18 protein-coding genes are annotated in these 17,904 nt (G+C 70.7%); 10 read left to right on the forward strand and 8 right to left on the reverse strand.

What is annotated here, in order from left to right; translation table 11 throughout:
• Positions 1 to 21 precede the first annotated feature (21 nt).
• The 3 genes from OG747_RS09715 to tyrS are packed head-to-tail and all read left to right on the forward strand — an operon-like array spanning position 22 to position 4,248.
• Positions 22 to 1,545, forward strand: coding sequence for a TldD/PmbA family protein (locus OG747_RS09715; protein WP_405878876.1), 1,524 nt, complete (start codon positions 22 to 24; stop codon positions 1,543 to 1,545).
• Positions 1,542 to 2,936 (forward strand): metallopeptidase TldD-related protein, encoded by a 1,395-nt coding sequence (locus OG747_RS09720; protein WP_405878877.1) that lies wholly within the window; start codon positions 1,542 to 1,544, stop codon positions 2,934 to 2,936. Before OG747_RS09715 ends, OG747_RS09720 begins: the two co-directional genes overlap by 4 nt.
• Before the next feature lie 43 nt (positions 2,937 to 2,979).
• On the forward strand, positions 2,980 to 4,248 hold the full coding sequence (gene tyrS / locus OG747_RS09725) for a tyrosine--tRNA ligase (RefSeq protein WP_405878878.1): 1,269 nt from the start codon (positions 2,980 to 2,982) through the stop codon (positions 4,246 to 4,248).
• A gap of 70 nt (positions 4,249 to 4,318) precedes the next feature.
• On the opposite strand, the gene OG747_RS09730 is transcribed toward tyrS, so the two are convergent.
• The gene (locus tag OG747_RS09730) at positions 4,319 to 4,594 is read right to left on the reverse strand and encodes a GlsB/YeaQ/YmgE family stress response membrane protein (protein ID WP_405878879.1); all 276 of its coding nucleotides are present in this window, start codon (positions 4,592 to 4,594) and stop codon (positions 4,319 to 4,321) included.
• A gap of 247 nt (positions 4,595 to 4,841) precedes the next feature.
• Here OG747_RS09730 and OG747_RS09735 point away from each other — a divergent pair, with 247 nt between their 5' ends.
• Positions 4,842 to 5,249, forward strand: a complete 408-nt coding sequence (locus OG747_RS09735) for a DUF3099 domain-containing protein (protein ID WP_405885494.1) — start codon at positions 4,842 to 4,844, stop codon at positions 5,247 to 5,249.
• A 232-nt stretch (positions 5,250 to 5,481) separates the two neighbouring features.
• Positions 5,482 to 5,706 (forward strand): hypothetical protein, encoded by a 225-nt coding sequence (locus OG747_RS09740; protein ID WP_405885495.1) that lies wholly within the window; start codon positions 5,482 to 5,484, stop codon positions 5,704 to 5,706.
• A gap of 97 nt (positions 5,707 to 5,803) precedes the next feature.
• Here the strand turns inward: OG747_RS09740 and moaA are convergent, their stop codons facing one another.
• The 3 genes from moaA to OG747_RS09755 form a co-directional block, all read right to left on the reverse strand.
• Positions 5,804 to 6,793 (reverse strand): GTP 3',8-cyclase MoaA, encoded by a 990-nt coding sequence (gene moaA, locus OG747_RS09745; protein ID WP_405878880.1) that lies wholly within the window; start codon positions 6,791 to 6,793, stop codon positions 5,804 to 5,806.
• A gap of 188 nt (positions 6,794 to 6,981) precedes the next feature.
• The gene (locus OG747_RS09750) at positions 6,982 to 8,607 is read right to left on the reverse strand and encodes a cation acetate symporter (RefSeq protein ID WP_405878881.1); all 1,626 of its coding nucleotides are present in this window, start codon (positions 8,605 to 8,607) and stop codon (positions 6,982 to 6,984) included.
• The gene (locus OG747_RS09755; protein ID WP_405878882.1) at positions 8,604 to 8,960 is read right to left on the reverse strand and encodes a DUF485 domain-containing protein; all 357 of its coding nucleotides are present in this window, start codon (positions 8,958 to 8,960) and stop codon (positions 8,604 to 8,606) included. Before OG747_RS09755 ends, OG747_RS09750 begins: the two co-directional genes overlap by 4 nt.
• A gap of 396 nt (positions 8,961 to 9,356) precedes the next feature.
• On the opposite strand from OG747_RS09755, the gene OG747_RS09760 reads away from it, so the two are divergent.
• The 3 genes from OG747_RS09760 to OG747_RS09770 all read left to right on the forward strand — a co-directional run bounded on the left by OG747_RS09760 (position 9,357) and on the right by OG747_RS09770 (position 13,512).
• The gene (locus OG747_RS09760) at positions 9,357 to 10,883 is read left to right on the forward strand and encodes a S8 family serine peptidase (protein WP_405878883.1); all 1,527 of its coding nucleotides are present in this window, start codon (positions 9,357 to 9,359) and stop codon (positions 10,881 to 10,883) included.
• 117 nt (positions 10,884 to 11,000) lie between these two features.
• The gene (locus OG747_RS09765; protein ID WP_405878884.1) at positions 11,001 to 12,389 is read left to right on the forward strand and encodes a CoA transferase; all 1,389 of its coding nucleotides are present in this window, start codon (positions 11,001 to 11,003) and stop codon (positions 12,387 to 12,389) included.
• Between the two features lie 100 nt (positions 12,390 to 12,489).
• The gene (locus OG747_RS09770; RefSeq protein ID WP_405878885.1) at positions 12,490 to 13,512 is read left to right on the forward strand and encodes a CopD family protein; all 1,023 of its coding nucleotides are present in this window, start codon (positions 12,490 to 12,492) and stop codon (positions 13,510 to 13,512) included.
• Positions 13,513 to 13,539: 27 nt separating this feature from the next.
• Here OG747_RS09770 and OG747_RS09775 read toward each other — a convergent pair whose 3' ends face one another.
• From OG747_RS09775 to OG747_RS09790, 4 genes are all read right to left on the reverse strand, one after another.
• The gene (locus OG747_RS09775) at positions 13,540 to 14,583 is read right to left on the reverse strand and encodes a zinc-dependent alcohol dehydrogenase family protein (protein WP_405878886.1); all 1,044 of its coding nucleotides are present in this window, start codon (positions 14,581 to 14,583) and stop codon (positions 13,540 to 13,542) included.
• A gap of 39 nt (positions 14,584 to 14,622) precedes the next feature.
• On the reverse strand, positions 14,623 to 15,300 hold the full coding sequence (locus OG747_RS09780; protein ID WP_405878888.1) for a lysoplasmalogenase: 678 nt from the start codon (positions 15,298 to 15,300) through the stop codon (positions 14,623 to 14,625).
• Complete coding sequence (locus OG747_RS09785) at positions 15,297 to 16,169, reverse strand: sterol desaturase family protein (RefSeq protein WP_405878889.1); 873 nt, start codon at positions 16,167 to 16,169, stop codon at positions 15,297 to 15,299. Before OG747_RS09785 ends, OG747_RS09780 begins: the two co-directional genes overlap by 4 nt.
• A 153-nt stretch (positions 16,170 to 16,322) precedes the next feature.
• Positions 16,323 to 17,033, reverse strand: coding sequence for a VIT family protein (locus tag OG747_RS09790; RefSeq protein ID WP_405878891.1), 711 nt, complete (start codon positions 17,031 to 17,033; stop codon positions 16,323 to 16,325).
• 177 nt (positions 17,034 to 17,210) lie between these two features.
• Between OG747_RS09790 and OG747_RS09795 the strand changes: the two genes are divergently transcribed.
• Positions 17,211 to 17,420 (forward strand): hypothetical protein, encoded by a 210-nt coding sequence (locus OG747_RS09795; protein WP_405878892.1) that lies wholly within the window; start codon positions 17,211 to 17,213, stop codon positions 17,418 to 17,420.
• 9 nt (positions 17,421 to 17,429) lie between these two features.
• On the forward strand, positions 17,430 to 17,738 hold the full coding sequence (locus OG747_RS09800) for a hypothetical protein (RefSeq protein WP_405878893.1): 309 nt from the start codon (positions 17,430 to 17,432) through the stop codon (positions 17,736 to 17,738).
• Positions 17,739 to 17,904: the final 166 nt, after the last annotated feature.

Raw genomic sequence — 17,904 nt, forward strand, 5'->3', positions numbered from 1 at the left:
ACAGCGAAGGGAATCCCACCCGTGCCCCATGAAGTCGATCAGTCATTTCTGGCACTGCCTCTCAGGGCCCTGGCCGACGCCGCGCTGGCGCGCGCCCGGGCGCTGGGTGCCGAGCACGCGGACTTCCGGTTCGAGCGGGTGCGCAGCGCGTCCTGGCGGCTGCGGGACGCGAAGCCCGCCGGGTCGTCGGACACCACGGACCTGGGGTATGCGGTGCGGGTGGTGCACGGCGGTACCTGGGGGTTCGCGTCGGGCGTGGATCTGACGATGGACGCGGCCGCGAAGGTCGCCTCGCAGGCCGTGGCGATGGCGAAGCTGTCGGCCCAGGTGATCAAGGCGGCGGGTTCCGAGGAGCGCGTGGAGCTGGCCGACGAGCCGGTGCACGCCGAGAAGACGTGGATCTCGTCGTACGACATCGACCCCTTCTCCGTACCGAACGAGGAGAAGGCCGGGCTGCTCGCGGACTGGAGCGCCCGGCTGCTCGCGGCCGACGGCGTCAACCACGTCGACGCCTCGCTGCTGACCGTGCACGAGAACAAGTTCTACGCCGACACCGCCGGGACCGTGACCACCCAGCAGCGTGTACGGCTGCACCCGCAGCTCACCGCCGTCGCCGTCGACGAGTCCAGCGGCGAGTTCGACTCCATGCGCACCATCGCGCCGCCGGTGGGGCGCGGCTGGGAGTACCTGCTGGGCACCGGCTGGGACTGGGAGTCCGAGCTCGGGCAGATTCCGGAGCTGCTCGCCGAGAAGATGCGGGCGCCGAGCGTCGAGGCGGGGCTGTACGACCTCGTCGTCGACCCCTCCAACCTGTGGCTGACGATCCACGAGTCCATCGGCCACGCCACCGAGCTGGACCGTGCGCTGGGCTACGAGGCCGCGTACGCCGGCACCTCCTTCGCCACCTTCGACCAGCTGGGCAAGCTGAAGTACGGCTCCGAGCTGATGAACGTCACCGGTGACCGCACCGCCGAGCACGGCCTGGCGACGATCGGGTACGACGACGAGGGGGTGGAGGGGCAGTCCTGGGACCTGGTGAAGGACGGGACGCTCGTCGGCTATCAGCTGGACCGGCGGATCGCGAAGCTGACCGGCTTCGAGCGGTCCAACGGCTGTGCGTACGCCGACTCCCCCGGGCATGTGCCCGTGCAGCGCATGGCCAACGTTTCGCTTCAGCCGGATCCCGGTGGGCTCTCGACGGAGGATCTGATCGGGGGCGTCGACCGCGGTATCTACGTCGTCGGTGACCGGTCCTGGTCCATCGACATGCAAAGGTACAACTTTCAATTCACGGCGCAGCGATTCTTCAAGATCGAGAACGGCCGGATCACCGGTCAGCTGAGGGATGTCGCCTACCAGGCGACGACGACCGACTTCTGGGGTTCGATGGCCGCGGTGGGCGGCCCGCAGACCTACGTCCTGGGCGGTGCCTTCAACTGCGGCAAGGCCCAGCCGGGCCAGGTCGCGGCAGTCTCGCACGGCTGCCCGTCCGCCCTCTTCAAGGGTGTCAACATCCTCAACACCACGCAGGAGGCCGGTCGATGAGCGCCCGTACGAACAAGCCGCACGAGGTCGTCGAGCGCGCCCTCGAACTCTCCCGCGCCGACGGCTGCGTCGTGATCGCCGACGAGCACTCGACCGCGAACCTGCGCTGGGCGGGCAACGCGCTGACCACGAACGGGGTCACGCGCGGGCGCACCCTGACCGTCATCGCCACCGTCGACGGCCGCGAGGGCACGGCGTCCGGCGTCGTCTCGCGCGCGGCCGTGACCGCGGACGAGCTGGAGCCCCTGGTGCGGGCCGCGGAGGCCGCCGCGCGCGGCGCCGGTCCCGCCGAGGATGCCCAGCCGCTGGTCACGGGCGTGCCGGAGTCCCCCGACTTCACGGACGCGCCCACGGAGACCTCCTCCGCCGTCTTCGCGGACTTCGCGCCGGCGCTCGGTGAATCGTTCGCACGCGCGCGTGCGGGCGGCCGCGAGCTGTACGGGTTCGCCAACCACGAGCTCGTCTCCAGCTATCTCGGTACGTCGACGGGGCTGCGCCTGCGGCACGACCAGCCGAACGGGACGCTGGAGCTCAACGCCAAGTCGCCGGACCGTACGCGCTCGGCGTGGGCGGGACGGTCCACCAGGGACTTCAAGGACGTCGACCCGGCCGCCCTGGACGCCGAGCTGGCCACCCGGCTCGGGTGGGCCGAGCGTCGCATCGAGCTGCCCGCGGGCCGCTACGAGACGCTGCTGCCGCCGACCGCCGTCGCGGACCTGCTGATCTACCAGATGTGGTCGGCGGCGGCCCGGGACGCGGCCGAGGGCCGGACGGTCTTCAGCAAGCCCGGCGGAAGCACCCGTGTCGGCGAGAAGCTCACCGAGCTGCCGCTGACACTGCGCAGCGACCCGAACGAGCCGGGGCTGGAGTCCGCGCCCTTCGTGCTCGCGCACTCCTCGGGCGACGACGCGTCCGTGTTCGACAACGGTCTGCCGCTTTCCGCGACGGACTGGGTCCGCGAGGGCACGCTGACCCATCTGTCCACCACCCGGCACAGCGCGGGCCTGACCGGGCTGCCCGTCGCCCCGACCATCGGCAACCTGATCCTGGACGGCGGCGAGGACCGCTCCCTGGAGGAGATGGTCGCCGCCACCGAGCGCGGTCTGCTGCTGACCTGCCTCTGGTACATCCGTGAGGTCGACCCGGCGACGCTCCTGTTGACGGGACTGACCCGGGACGGCGTCTATCTCGTCGAGAACGGGCAGGTCGTCGGCGAGGTGAACAACTTCCGGTTCAACGAGTCGCCGGTGGACCTGCTGGGGCGAGCCACGGAGGCGGGGCGGACCGAAAAGACATTGCCGCGGGAATGGAGCGATTGGTTCACTCGTGCCGCGATGCCGGCGTTGAGGGTGCCGGACTTCAATATGAGCTCTGTCAGTCAGGGCGTATAACCTCGTACCTGATTACCAGACCACTCAAGGAGATACGAGAACCGTGACGGACATCGTCGACGAGCTGAAGTGGCGGGGTCTGTTCGCCCTGTCCACTGACGAAGATGCTCTGCGCAAGGCGCTCGCAGACGGTCCCGTCACGTTCTATTGCGGCTTCGACCCGACCGCGGCCAGTCTGCACGTAGGGCACCTGGTGCAGGTCCTCACCATGCGGCGCCTCCAGCAGGCGGGCCTGCGCCCGCTGGCCCTGGTCGGCGGCGCGACGGGCCAGATCGGCGACCCGCGCCCGACGGCCGAGCGCACGCTGAACGCCCCGGAGACCGTCGCGAACTGGGTGACCCGGCTGCGCGCGCAGATCGAGCCGTTCCTGTCCTTCGAGGGCGAGAACGCCGCGGTCATGGTGAACAACCTGGACTGGACGGCCGGCCTGTCGGCCATCGAGTTCCTGCGGGACATCGGCAAGCACTTCCGCGTCAACAAGATGCTGACGAAGGACTCCGTGGCCCGGCGCCTGGAGTCCGAGGAAGGCATCAGCTACACGGAGTTCAGCTACCAGCTGCTGCAGGGCATGGACTTCCTGGAGCTGTACCGGCGCTACGGCTGCACACTGCAGCAGGGCGGCAGCGACCAGTGGGGCAACCTCACCGCGGGCCTGGATCTGATCCACCGCCTGGAGCCGCACGCCAATGTGCACGCGCTGGCGACGCCGCTGATGACCAAGGCGGACGGCACCAAGTTCGGCAAGACCGAGGGCGGCGCCATCTGGCTCGACCCCGAGATGACGACGCCGTACGCGTTCTACCAATTCTGGCTGAACGTGGACGACCGGGACGTGTCGACGTACATGCGGATCCTGTCCTTCAAGTCTCGCGCGGAACTGGAAGAGCTGGAGAAGCAGACCGAAGAGCGCCCCCAGGCCCGCGCCGCTCAGCGCGCGCTCGCCGAGGAGCTGACGACGCTGGTGCACGGCGCCGACCAGACAGCCGCCGTGATCGCCGCGTCCAAGGCCCTCTTCGGGCAGGGCGAGCTGGCCGAGCTGGATGAGAAGACGCTGGCCGCGGCGCTCTCCGAGGTGCCGCACATCCAGGTCGCCGAGCTCGGCCCGGTGGTGGACCTCTTCGCCGAGGTCGGCCTGGTGGCCAGCAAGTCGGCCGCGCGACGCACCGTCAAGGAAGGCGGTGCCTACGTGAACAACGTGAAGGTCGCCGCCGAGGACGCGGTCCCCGCCAAGGAGGATCTGCTGCACGGGCGCTGGCTGGTGCTGCGCCGGGGCAAGAAGAACCTGGCGGCGGTGGAGGTCACAGAGGCCTAGGCATGGCCTGGGTACGACGAAGGGGGCGGCTTCCCGCGAGGGAGGCCGCCCGCTTCGTCGTACCTGCTCATCAGGCTTTTTGTTTGCTGCCCCGCAGCGCCATGTACGCCATGTCGCCGAGGAAGACGATGATGATCGCGGCCACGAGCTGGAAGGCGTGGCGGCTCCAGTCGATGCCCCGGGTCTCGGCGACGCCGAGCGCGCGTGCGATCACGTTGCCGACGATGGCTCCGAGCATGCCGAAGATGGTGGTCAGCCAGAGTGGGCTGTGCTGCTTGCCCGGAAGGATCGCCTTCGCCAGCAGGCCCAGTACAAAGCCCACGATGATCGCCCACAACCAGCCCATGCCTGCCTCCTAGTACGGCTCTACGTGAGCATTACGCCCAGTCTCGGTCTGTGCGCCATACGGCGCATGTCGGGCTCGCCCGTACGCAGTACGGCGCATCATGACCGCCCGAACAGGGCCCGCCCCGGTCTCGAAGGGGACTCGGCCGCGGCGTAACGTGGAACCTGTTCGGGCCCGCTTTCCCTGACCGGGTTCGGGCCGGGTACGGGCCGGGGAGAGTCCGACACAGGGCAGGTGATGGAACATGATGCGGAAGCAGGGCAACGGCCAGGTCTTCCGGATCACCGGGGCCAGGCAAGGGCTCGAAGACGACGTCCGCGGCAGGCAGCGCCGCTATGTCATCTCGATGTCGGTCCGCACGGTCTCCGTGATCCTCGCCGCCACCCTCTGGAACGTCGAGCGGCACGTCGCGTTCGTCGCACTGGTGCTCGGGATACTCCTCCCCTACGTCGCCGTGGTGATCGCCAACGCCGGTCGGGAGAACACGCCGTCGCTGCCCTCGACCTTCGTCAGGATCCCCGGCCCCCCGATGATCGAGCCGCCACGGCCGGAGGGCTTCGCGGAACCCGTCCCGGAGGACGTCGTGACCGACCCCGGGGCGCACCCGGGAGGCGAGCCGCAGGAGCGGGCCGAGCCCGACTCGACCCTCACCTGACCACGCGGGATCCGCCGAAAACGGAATCCAACCGCACGCCAAGCTCAAGAAAAGCTCAGATCAATCATGTTGTTCCGTTGCCGGGCAGCGGGGTACCCGTGACATACTTCGTACGCGCTCCGCATCCCCCGTCGGAGCGACAGACCGACGCCGGGCAGCTCCCCCCGTGGCTGCTCGGCGTCGCCTTTTCGGAGCCGTCTAGGGTTGAGCCGTGACTTTCCCGCTCCCCGATATGTCCCCGGCCCCCAGTACTCCGCAGTGCTCCGCCAAGGGCTGCCGCGCCGATGCCGTGTGGGTGCTCGCCTGGAACAACCCGAAGCTGCACACGCCCGAGCGCCGCAAGACGTGGCTCGCTTGCGAGGAGCATCGCGAGCACTTGTCCAAGTTCCTCGGCGTGCGGGGTTTCTTGAAGGACGTGGTCCGGCTGGAGGACTGGGAGGAGCCGGACGCCCTGTAAGGGGCGCGGGGAACCACGCCATCAACCACGGACGGCCGGCAGCTTCGAGACGGGCCCGCGGTGCTCGCTTCGAGACGGCCCGCGGTACTCGTACGGCTCAGCCGCCTATCGCCGACATCGGCCTGTCCGGCTGCAGGAACGAAGGGTCGTCCAAACCCGAGCCCGCCTTCTTGCCCCACATCGCAAGGCGCCAGATGCGGGCGATCTCCTCGTCCGGGGCGTCCGAGCGGAGTGCGGCGCGCAGGTCGGTCTCCTCGGTGGCGAACAGGCAGGTGCGTATCTGGCCGTCGGCCGTCAGGCGCGTGCGGTCACAGGCCGCGCAGAACGGGCGGGTGACCGAGGCGATCACCCCGACGCGGTGCGGGCCGCCGCCCACGAGCCAGCGCTCGGCCGGGGCGGAACCCCGCTCGTCGGCGCCCTCCTCGGTGAGATCGAAGCGCGTACGCAACGAGGTAAGGATGTCGCCCGCGGTGACCATGCCCTCGCGCTTCCAGCCGTGCTGGGCGTCGAGGGGCATCTGCTCGATGAAGCGCAGCTCGTAGTCGTGCTCGACGGCCCAGGCGAGGAGGTCCGGAGCCTCGTCCTCGTTCAGGCCCGGCATCAGGACCGAGTTGACCTTGACCGGGTTCAAGCCGGCGTCGCGGGCGGCTTCGAGGCCGTCGATGACGTCCCTGTGGCGGTCGCGGCGGGTGAGGGTCTTGAAGACGTCGGGGCGCAGGGTGTCCAGCGAGACGTTCACCCGGTCCAGGCCCGCCGCCTTCAGCGCGGTGGCGGTGCGCTTGAGACCGATGCCGTTGGTCGTCAGGGACATCTGAGGGCGGGGCGCGAGCGCGGCGACCCGCTCGACGATGCCGACCAGGCCGGGACGCAGCAGGGGCTCGCCGCCGGTGAAGCGGACTTCGGTGATGCCGAGACGGGCGACCGCGATGTCGATCAGGCGGACGATCTCGTCGTCCGTCAGCAGGTCGGGCTTGGCCAGCCACTGCAGGCCCTCTTCGGGCATGCAGTACGTGCATCTCAGATTGCACCGGTCGGTCAGCGAGACCCGCAGGTCGGTGGCCACTCGGCCGTAGGTGTCGATGAGCACGTGGGCCCCCTCCCTCAATACGGATCACATCTGTCGGACACGATCGAGCCTACGTGACACAACTGACAACGACAGCGGCCGGATCCCACCGGACGCGGCGCGGCCGCGCCGTAGCTCTCTACGACGCGGCCGTCGGCGGAGGAGAAACGATGGGAGCGGAGGGGAAGCGGAGGGGAAGCTGCGCGGAATCAGTGCGCTCCGGTACCCGTGAGGGACCGCACCTCCAGCTCGGCGTACTTTCCGGCGTCCGGCTCCTCCTTGGACAGGAGCGTGCCCAGCCAGCCCAGCAGGAAGCCGACCGGGATCGAGATGATGCCCGGGTTCTCCAGCGCGAACCAGTGGAAGTCGACGTCCGGGAACATCGAGGTGGGCTTGCCCGAGACCACCGGGGAGAACAGCACCAGGCCGACCGCCGTGACGAGGCCGCCGTAGATCGACCAGAGCGCGCCCTGGGTGGTGAACCGCTTCCAGAAGAGGCTGTAGAGGATCGTCGGCAGATTGGCGGAGGCGGCGACCGCGAAGGCGAGGGCGACCAGACCGGCGACGTTCAGGTCGCGGGCGAGGGCGCCCAGCAGGATGGACACGGCACCGATACCCACCGTCGCGTAGCGGGCGGCGGTCATCTCCTGTTTCTCCGTGGCCTGCCCCCTCTTGATGACGTTCGCGTAGATGTCGTGCGCGAAGGAGGAGGACGAGGCCAGGGTCAGTCCCGCGACGACCGCGAGGATCGTGGCGAAGGCGACGGCGGAGATGGAGGCGAGCAGGACGGCGCCCCAGTTGGAGTCGACGCCTCCCAGGTGCAGTGCCAGGAGAGGTGCCGCGGTGTTGCCCGCCTTGTTGGAGGCGATGATCTCGTCGGGTTTGATCAGGGCGGCGGCGCCGAAGCCGAGAGCGAGGGTCATCAGGTAGAAGGCTCCGATGAGGCCGATCGCCCAGTTCACCGACTTCCGCGCGGTCTTGGCCGTGGGGACGGTGTAGAAGCGGATCAGGATGTGCGGCAGGCCCGCGGTGCCCAGGACCAGCGCCATGCCCAGGGAGATGAAGTCCAGCTTGGTGGTGGACGTGGCGCCGTACTTCAGGCCGGGCTCCAGGAAGGCCGAGCCCTTGCCGCTGTTGTCGGCCGCCTTGCCGAGCAGGTCGGAGATGTTGAAGTGGAACTTCAGCAGCACCAGGAAGGTGAGCAGCAGGGCGCCGATGATCAGCAGGACCGCCTTGACCATCTGCACCCAGGTGGTGCCCTTCATGCCGCCGATGGTGACGTACACGATCATCAGGACGCCGACCAGGGCGACGATGCCGATCTTGCCGCCGTCGCTGGTGATGCCCAGAAGCAGTGAGACGAGGACACCCGCGCCTGCCATCTGGGCCAGCAGGTAGAAGATCGACACGACGATCGTGGAGGTGCCCGCCGCCGTACGGACCGGGCGCTGGCGCATGCGGTACGCCAGCACGTCGCCCATCGTGTAGCGGCCGGAGTTGCGCAGCGGCTCGGCAACCAGGAGGAGGGCCACCAGCCAGGCGACCAGGAAGCCGATGGAGTAAAGGAAGCCGTCGTATCCGAAGAGGGCGATCGCGCCCGCGATGCCGAGGAAGGACGCGGCGGACATGTAGTCGCCGGAGACGGCCAGGCCGTTCTGGAAGCCGGTGAACTGGCGGCCGCCCGCGTAGAAGTCGGCGGCGTCCTTGGTCTGGCGGCCCGCCCAGACGGTGATGGCGAGGGTCGCGGCGACGAACACCGCGAAGAGGGTGATGATCAGCGGCCGGTGCTGGCCGGCCTCACCGGCGGCCAGCACGGTCGTCGTCGCGGGGCTCATGCGCCGCCCTCCATCCGGGACTTGATCGCCTCGGCCTTGGGGTCGAGCTTCGCGGCGGCGTACCGCGAGTACCACCAGGCGATGAGGAACGTGGTGAGGAACTGCGCGAGCCCGAGGACCAGGGCGACGTTGATGTTGCCGACCACCTGGGTGCCCATGAAGTCGCCCGCGTAGTTCGAGAGCAGGACGTACAGCAGGTACCAGGCGATGAAGGCGACAGTCAGCGGGAAGGCGAAGGAGCGGTGCGAGCGGCGCAGTTCGGCGAACTCGGCACTTTCCTGCACCTCGATGAACTCCTGGGTCGAGGGCAGCCGGGGATCGGCCTTGGAGGGGGGCGGTGCGTCGGTAGCCACGGAGTCTCCTCGCGTTGCGGGTGCGGTTGCGACGGTGGACGGGGGCGAGTGGGGGCTCGCGGACGGGGACGGCTCGGATACGGACATGCGGTTCTGACCTCACAGTGACCTGGATCACGTAACCGGTTGCGACGACTTGGCTCCCGTGCGTGAATCCAACAGGGGGCTCGATCGTCCTCGGGCTCCCTGCTCAAGGTCACGGCGCCACGCGTGGACCGGTTCAACTCCCCTTGCCTCTTTCGGAAGTCATCTCAGGAAGCCATTGCTGGCCAGCTCGGGCGGGAGATAGCTTCGGCCTGCACCACTAGTCATGCACCTGCTCAAACGTCATCGGGCACCTGCCCGAGCACCACCCGTGTTCGGGCGGCTTTCGTTTCCGGATGAAGTGGAGATCCCATGGCTCATCTGCGTTCCAGACGTCGCCTCGCCCTCGCGGTGCCGGTCGTCCTGTCGCTGACCGCCTCGCTCGGGTTCCTGCCGGGCGCCGCGTCGGCCGCACCACTCACCACGTCCGCCACGACGAGCACGGATGGCCCCAATCTGGCGTACGTGGTCAACACCAAGACGGACCATCACACGATCGAGTCGGTGGAGAAGGCGATCACCGCGGCGGGCGGCACCGTCGTCATCGCGTACGAGAAGATAGGTGTGATCGTCGTCCATTCGGCCAACCCGGACTTCGGCAAGCAGATCCGCGCCGTGCGCGGGGTGCAGTCGGCGGGCGCGACGCGTACGGCACCGCTGAGGGCCGCGGGGACGACGAACGAGGGCGCGGCGCAGATGCTGTCGGCCGCGGAGGCCGCCAAGGTCTCCAAGACCGCCGGCTCGGGCGAGGAGCCGCTGGAAGCCGACCAGTGGGACCTGCGCGCGATAGGCGCCGACAAGGCCGCGAAGATCAACCCGGGCAGCAGGAGCGTGACGGTCGCCGTGATCGACGTCGGCGTCGACGACACCCACCCGGACATCGCCCCGAACTTCTCCCCCTCGCAGTCCGCGAACTGTGTGGGCGGCAAGCCGGACACGACGTACGGCGCCTGGCGCCCCGTGGACGCCGGCCACTACCACGGCACCCATGTCGCGGGTGAGATCGCGGCGGCCCGCAACGGCATCGGCGTCGCCGGCGTCGCCCCCGGTGTGAAGGTCTCGGGCATCACCGTGGCCGAGCCGGACGCGAGCCAGCTCTTCTACCCGGAGAGCGTCGTCTGCGCCTTCGTCTTCGCCGCCGACCACGGCGTGGAGATCACCAACAACAGCTACTACGTGGACCCGTGGCTCTACAACTGCCTGGACGACCCCGACCAGAAGGCCATCGTCGACGCGGTCGACCGGGCCCAGCTGTATGCCCAGAAGAAGGGCACCCTCAACGTCGCCGCGGCCGGCAACTCCAACGACGACCTCGACGCGAACGCCCTCGTCGACAACTCCAGCCCGGACGACTCGACCGCGGTGCCCCGCTCGGTCGACCCGCACAAGTGCTTCGACGTACCGACCCAGCTGCCGGGCGTCGTCACGGTCGGCTCGACCGGCGTCACCGGCGCCAAGTCGTACTTCTCCAGTTACGGCAAGGGCGTCATCGACGTCGCCGCGCCGGGCGGCGACAAGTACCAGATCCCGGACACGCCGTCGAAGAACGGCCGCATCCTGTCGACCATGCCGAACAACCAGTACGGCTTCCTGCAGGGTACGTCGATGGCGACGCCGCATGTCGCGGGCGTGGCCGCGCTGCTGAAGTCCACGTACCCCTGGGCCTCCCCGGCCCAGCTCCAGGCGCTCCTCAAGGCCGAGGCGGACAACCCGGGTTGCCCGACCGCCCCGTACGACGGGAACGGCGACGGCGTCGTGGACGCCACCTGCGTGGGCGGCAAGCACGTGAACGGCTTCTACGGAGCCGGGATCGTCAACGCGCTGCGGGCGGTCAAGTAACCCGGTCGACCCATGAGCGCGAGGGGCCGGGCGCACCCCCGGCCCCTTACGTCACCCCCGTCACCCCCGTCACCCCGGGTCGACATGTTGATCCAGTACACCCGGCATAGTGCCTGTATGACGCGATGGGCTGCTGGTACGGAGTTCGTGTGGGCGGCGCTGGGCGGAGACCCCGCGCTGCTGTCCCGGGTGTCGACGGTCGTACGGGCGGGAACGCTCGACGCCCGGCTGCCCGTGAGGGAGTTGGCGCGGGCGTGTGTGGGGGCGTGCGCTCTCGCGGGCGCCGAGCTGACCGCCGTGCGTTCCGGAGGAGCCGTTCCCGAGGTGCGGGTCGACGACGGAGCCGTGGCCACGGCGTTCGTGAGCGAGCGGCACCTGCAGATCGACGGGCGGGCGCCCGTGAGCTTCGCGCCGCTGTCGCGGTTCTGGCGGACCGGGGACGGCTGGGTGCGCACGCACGCCAACTATCCGCACCACCGGGCCCGGCTGCTGGACGCGTTGGGGCTGGGCGAGGACGCGTCCGTGGAGACGGTCGCGGCCGCCCTCGCCGAGCGGTCCGCCGCGGAGATGGAGGACACCGTGTACGCGGCCGGGGGCCTCGCCGTCGCGCTGCGTACGGCCAAGGAGTGGGCGGCGCACGAACAGGGGGCGGCGGTGGCGCACCGGCCGCTGCTGACCTCGGAGCGGCTCGGCGAAGCGCCCGTACGCGCGCTCGCGCCGCTCTCCGGTGATCCGCTGTTGCCCGCGGCCGGCGTACGTGTCCTGGATCTCACCCGGGTCATCGCGGGCCCGGTCGCCACCCGCACCCTCGCCCTGCTGGGCGCCGACGTCCTGCGCGTGGACACACCCCGGCTGCCCGAGGACCCCGACGCGCACGCCGACACGGGCTTCGGCAAGCGGTCCACCGCCCTCGATCTCGCGCTCGCGACGGACCGGCGTGCCTTCGAGGAGTTGCTCGCCGACGCGGACGTCGTGGTGACCGGGTACCGGCCGGGCGCCCTGGACCGGTTCGGGCTGACACCGGAGGCACTGCACGAGCGACGGCCCGGACTGGTGGTGGCGCAGTTGTCGGCGTGGGGCGACTACGGGCCGTGGGCCGGGCGGCGGGGCTTCGACAGTCTGGTGCAGGTCGCCACCGGCATCGCGGAGATCGAGGGGGCGGCGGAGCGGCCGGGTGCGCTACCCGCGCAGGCACTCGATCACGGCACGGGGTATCTGCTGGCCGCCGCGGTGCTCCGGTCGCTCACCGAGCGGGCGCGGGAGGGCGGGACGCGGCTCGTCCGGACGGCGCTGACACAGACGGCCGGGTGGCTGCTGAACGGGTCCACGCGGCAGGACGAGAGGCCCGCCGACGCCTCGTACCTACCAGCCCCCTGGCTCGCCGAGACCGACAGCGCGCCGGGTCGGCTCAGGCATGCCCGGTCGCCCGTCTCCTTCGCCGGTGGACCGGCCGACTGGGCGCGGCCGCCTGGACTTTGGGGGACGGACTCGCCCCGGTGGGCGTGAGTCGCGGGTCGACCGGAAACGTACCTATGGGCGGAATGCCGAACCACCGGCTGTTTCCTTGCACTTGCCCGGTTCTGTGCCGACTGGTGAAGATCTTGGGGTGACCTTGATACGACCGACAGCCGAGGCGGCCGACGCGAGAGGTCCCGCGCGGCGCCCCGCCGCCGGACGGGCCGTGGCCGTACTCGCCCTGGTGGCCGTGGCCGCCCTGATCCCGCTGCTCGGCCCGCGCCCCGCGCTGCACGGCACCGGCGAGGCGGCGGCCCCCGGAGTCGGCGGCATCGCGCTGCTGCGGGCGGTTCTGTTCGCGGCGTTGTGCGTCCCGGCGGGCGAGCTGTTCGCGGCCCGGCTGGCACGCCGGGTGCCGGGCGCACCCCTGGAGCACGCGCCCCGCGGCTGGGCGCCCTACGCCGCGGCGGCCGGGTTCGTCGCCGCGCTGGGGCTCGCCTCGGTGGTGGCCACCGGCAATCTGCTGCCGCACCGCCTCTCCGACATGGACGTCGGCGGGCTCTACCAGACCCGGGACGGCAAGCTCGCGCTCCTGGAGGTCAACGCTTTCCTGATCGCCGGGCTGTGCGCCCGCTCGCGCCGGCCGGCCGCCCAGGCGTGGCCACTGGCCGCAGTGGCCGTCGCGGAGGCACTGCGCGCCCACCCCGCGCCGGAACACAGCCCGCTCGTCGGCTCCGGCCTGACGCTCGTTCACGTGACCTGTGCGGCTCTGTGGACGGGCGGCCTGCTGCACGTCCTGCGGATGCTGCGCACCTGGCGCACTTCTTCGGAGGCGCCCGCGGCCGGAGCGGCACTCCTCGGCCTCTACGCGCGCGTGGCCGCCGTCCTGTTCGCGGCGCTCACCGCGACGGGCGTGTGGAGCGCGCTGCGCCGGATGCCGCCGGGCACGGTCCTGGACCAGCTGACGGCGACGTCCTACGGGCGCACCCTGCTCGCCAAGCTTGTGCTGGTGGCCGCCGTCGCCGTGCTGGCGCTGCTCGCCCGGCTGCGGCTGCGCCGGGCCACGGACCGGCTCAGTGCCTGTGTCCCCGCGCGCGCGGAGGTGGTGGCACTGGGCCTGGTCGTGACGGTGTCGGGACTGCTGACGGCGCTGCCGCTGCCGATCAGGTGGTGACCGCCGGCCGGCGACTCAGTCGGTGACTCAGTTGGCGACGAGCACCTTGAGCGCGGTGCGCTCGTCCATCGCCTTGTAGCCGTCGGGCACGCCCTCCAGACCGACGGTCATGTCGAAGACGGGCGACGGGTCGATGGTGCCCTCCAGGACGTCGGGCAGCAACTCGGGGATGTACGCGCGCACGGGCGCCACACCGCCGCGCAGCGCGATGTTCCGGTCGAACATCACCCCCAGGTCGAGGCCCGTGCCGCTGCCGTGCGGCACTCCGACGAAACCGATGGCGCCGCCGTCACGGGTGATGTTCACGGCCGTGCGCATGGACTGCTCGGTGCCGACGGCCTCGATGACGGCGTGCGCGCCCTGTCCCCGGGTCAGCTCGCGCACGGCCTCGACGGCCGCCTCGCCGCGCTCGGCGACGACGTCGGTGGCGCCGAAGCGGCGCGCGATGTCCGTACGCGCCTGGTGGCGTCCGAGCGCGATGATCCGCTCGGCGCCCAGCCGCTTGGCGGCCAGCACGGCGCACAGCCCGACGGCGCCGTCCCCGACGACGGCGACGGTGGCGCCCTTGCGGGCCCCCGCGCCGAGGGCCGCGTGGTGACCGGTGCCCATGACGTCGGAGAGCGTCAGCAGGGCCGACAGCAGATGGTCGTCGGAGGCCGCCTCCTTGGGCAGCTGTACGAGGGTGCCGTCGGCGAAGGGGACGCGCACGGCCTCGCCCTGACCGCCGTCATAGCCCACGGCGCCCCAGAAGCCGCCGTGCTCGCACGAGGTGGTGAGCCCCTCGCGGCAGTAGTCGCAGATGCCGTCCGACCACATGAAGGGCGCGACGACCAGGTCACCGCGACGGACGGCGGTCACGTCGGAGCCGGTCTCCTCGACGATGCCGAGGAACTCGTGCCCGATCCGCTGCCCGGGCTGCCGCGCCGCCTCGCCGCGGTACGCCCACAGGTCGCTGCCGCAGATGCAGGAGCGCAGCACGCGGACCACCGCGTCGGTGGGCAGCTGCACCACGGGCTCGGGCACGTCCTCCACGCGCATGTCGAACGGGGCGTGGATGGTGGTGGCGCGCATGACGAGGATCCTTCTCGGCTGATCGGCTGGGGAATGCGCTCAGGGGGTGGTTGAGCGCATCTCACCGTACGCCGTCGTCGGCGCGGGTTGCGCGCCGAGGGTGCCCAGCACTCCGCTGACCAGCAAGAACTGGGCGGCGGCATACGTCAGCATGATCCAGAGGTCCGACCTCGGGAGCTGCGGCCAGTCGGCGACGCCGGTGGCGATGAGGGTGTCCGAGAGCATGAAGAGCGCCCCGCCGGCACCTGCCACGGGCCCGAGCCGGGTGCTCCGGGCCGCCATCGCGGTCAGCAGCAGGCTGTAGCCCGCGACGGGGATCCGGAGGTCGGCCGGCAGGTCGGGCCACAGGAGGGTGACAGTGGCGACGAGGGCGAGGGCGTACGCACCGCCGAGCCAGGTCGACACCCCACGCGCGCGTGCCGCTCTCCGGAAGAGAACGAGGTAACACACGTGCCCCGCCGCGAAGGAGGCCATCCCCAGGAGGAAGGCCGGGCCGGCGTCGGACAGCAGCAGTACGTCGCCGCCCCAGCCGCAGAGCAGGGCGGCCACCAGAAGCCGCGGGCCGCCGCGTCCGACCGCATGGGCGGCGAGCAGGGGCATGAGGAGCGGCTTGGCGATCCTGTGCCCGAGACCGAACCCCGCCCCCAGGGAGACGAGATCGACGACGACCATGAGGCCGAAGAGAACGAGCAGCACGCGCGCGTGCCGTGGGCTCACGCGACGGACTCCGTGACCGGCTTCGGCGTGGCGGCCGTCGGTGTCGGCTGCCAGCCGGGCCCGCGGAACACCCGCCCGGCCCGCTCGCGCCAACTCGCCGCCGCTCTCAGGTCCCTGGCGATGGCGGCGTACTCGTGGGTGGCGACGCGCAGGGGGTTGTACGTGGCGATGTTCTTGGTGAGCCCGTAGACGGGCCGCTCGGTCTCCGGGACGAACGATCCGAAGAGCCGGTCCCAGACGATGAGGATCCCACCGAAGTTGCGGTCCAGATAGCCGCCCTGGGAGGCATGGTGGACACGGTGGTGGGAGGGGGTGTTGAACACGAACTCGAACCAACGGGGCAGCTTGTCGATGCGCTCGGTGTGGATCCAGAACTGGTACACGAGGTTCGCGGACGAGCAGAACGCCAGCGCGGCGGGGTGCACGCCGAGGGCGATCAGCGGCACGTAGAAGGGCCAGACCGTCCACGTCGTCCAGGGCTGGCGCAGCGCGGTGGTCAGGTTGAACTTCCGGCTGGAGTGGTGGACCACGTGGCAGGCCCACAGGATGCGGATGACGTGGTGTCCGCGGTGCGACCAGTAGTAGAAGAAGTCCTGCCCGAGCAGCATCAGCGGGACCGTCCACCACAGGACGGGCACCCGCAGCGGCGTCACCGCGTAGATCGCCGAGTAGACCGCGACGATCGGGATCTTCCACAGGAAGTCGAAGACGAGACTGCCCAGTCCCATGCCGACGCTCGTCGCGGCGTCCTTCGACTCGTACCCCGCGGCATTCTCGTCCGGATGGATCCTGAGGCTCACCATCTCGATCACGGTGAGCAGCACGAAGGCGGGTATCGACCACAGCACGACATCGGGCAGGTTCGGCATGGGTGCACCGTAGAACCGCTGGTCGGCCGCGGCTAGACGTTGTTACCCACAAGTATTACCAGCGGTACGCGCTTGCTTCTTGGTGATCTCCGCCAATTACCCCGGCAGACCCGGACCGGTCCGGCAGGTCCGGGTCTGCCGGACCTGCGCGCGTCACACCCCCGCCGCTCCCAGCAGCGCCCCCGCCGCATACGTCACCGCCATCGCCAGCGCGCCCCCGACGACGTTCCGCAGCACCGCCCGCCCCGCGTCGGCCGAGCCCAGGCGCGCGCTGCTCCAGCCGGTGAAGACGAGCGCGGCCAGCACCGACACCACGGTGACCCCCAACCGCCAGCCCGCCGGGGGCAGCACGATCGCCAGCAACGGCAGGAGCGCACCCACCGTGAAGGACAGGAAGCTCGCCCAGGCCGCGTGCCAGGGGTTGGTGAGCTCGTCGGGGTCGATACCGAGCTCCACGCGCGCGTGGGCCTTCAGCGCGTCCCGTTCCGTGAGCTGTACCGCCGCCTCGCGGGCCACCTCCCGCGACAGACCGCGCTGCTCCAGGAGTTCGGTCAGCTCCACGAGTTCGGCCTCCGGCTGTTCCTTCAGCTCCCGTTTCTCCTGCGCCAGGGCGGCCAGCTCCGAGTCCCGCTGGGTGGAGACGGACACGTACTCCCCCGCCGCCATCGACATGGACCCGGCCAGCAGCCCCGCGAGCCCCGCCGTGAGCAGCGCGGAGCGGTCGTCCGTGGCGCCGGCCACGCCGACGACGAGACCCGCCGTGGAGACGATGCCGTCATTGGCGCCGAGGACGGCGGCCCGCAGCCAGTTCAGCCGCGAACCGAGGGCCTGCGCGTGAGCCTCGGCGTGCGTGGGTTCCGTCACACGGGAAGGATCCCACTTCGGCCGTCACCAGACCCGTACCGACCCTCCCCGCGCGAACACGGGGCTCGTGGCGTCCGCCGGCGGTTCGGTCAACGGCTCGGCCAGTTCCGCCACGGTCGTTGCTCGCGCGCGGACCTGGATGTCGCGGCGCTCGCCGACGGCCGGGTGCGGTTCGCCGTGCCCATCGTCTTCAGCTACAACAACGTGCCCTTCGAACAGCTCCTCGACGCCTTCGCCGGCTTCATGGCGCTGCCCTCGAAGAAGGGACGCGACGCGTCGTACGACCCCCGGACCGTCCGTCAACGCTACGACCTGGAGGGCGAGTCCCGCATCCACGTCGGCAAGAACCTGTTCCCGTACTTCACCACCGGCCGTACGACCCTGTAGGACCTCGCGGTGCGGCACGCGGCGGCCCGTACGGACGAGGTCGCGGTGGTCCGCCGGGCGCCGGGGACCGAGGAACTGTGGCGCTACCGGCGCGCAGAGGGCGAGCCGGACACGGCGTTCGCGGCCCGCGTGCGCGCCCTGGAGCCGCCGCAGTGGCGGCGCCCGTCGCGGGACGCGGAGGCGCTCGCCGCCGAGACGGCCGCCAAGAAGCATGTGCTGCTCGCCCTGTGTACGGGGGCGTCGCCCCGGAGGGCGCGACCGGGCCCCTGTACCGGCTGCTGCCCGGCCCGGCCGACGGCTGTGGTCTGGAAGCCCTGACATCGGGAGGCCTCGTGGCCGCGCTGGGCTGACCGCGTCAACTCGGGGGCCGCTGTGCCCGATTACGGGGTCTACGCGCGCGTGGCCGTGTCCAGGGCCCCTCAGGGGCACTGATTCTCGGAAGGCGGGGGCCGCACTGTCAGTCGTGGCCCGTATCCTCAGTGAC

Origin of the sequence: Streptomyces sp. NBC_01384 (assembly GCF_045040035.1) — a bacterium.
GTDB lineage: Bacteria > Actinomycetota > Actinomycetes > Streptomycetales > Streptomycetaceae > Streptomyces.